Origin of the sequence: Syntrophomonas sp. UBA1041, from assembly GCF_002316705.1 — a bacterium.
In the GTDB taxonomy this organism is placed as follows: domain Bacteria; phylum Bacillota; class Syntrophomonadia; order Syntrophomonadales; family Syntrophomonadaceae; genus DTU019.
In genome coordinates this window covers 147,343-147,794 of record NZ_DCEA01000013.1, presented here as the reverse complement: position 1 = coordinate 147,794, position 452 = coordinate 147,343, and the positions used below count along the sequence as shown (strand labels likewise).

The window sequence follows — 452 nt, the reverse complement described above, 5'->3', positions numbered from 1 at the left end:
TACGGCAAATACCCGGATGTCATCACCAGCCTGCAGTTTGAAAGACTGGTCAGCGCAGGGGGACCCACCACCGGCAAAATAAAGCGCCCCTCAGACGGCAAAGAACCCCGGAAGGTGGCCTTTATCAAATGCGTGGGCTCCCGTGACGACAGCAAAGGCAAGAGCTATTGCTCCCGGGCCTGCTGCATGTTCACCGCCAAACACGCTTATCAGGTCAAAGACAAAATCCCCGGCAGCGAAGCCTACGTATTTTACATGGACGTCAGAACCGCCGGGAAAAACTACGAGGAATTTTATCAGCGGGCACTGAATGCCGGCGCCAAATACATCCGGGGCCGGGTGAGCAAGATCTACCCCCGGGGGGACAAATTGATATTAAAGTCCGAAGACACCCTCTTGGGACGTCCCATGGAATTCGAGGCCGACCTGGTGGTTCTGGCCACCGCCATGGT

At 56.2% G+C, this 452-nt stretch carries 1 pseudogene; it reads left to right on the top strand.

From position 1 onward, the window contains the following. Nucleotides 1–452, top strand: a pseudogene (locus B2633_RS03190) (disulfide reductase); the annotation flags it as partial.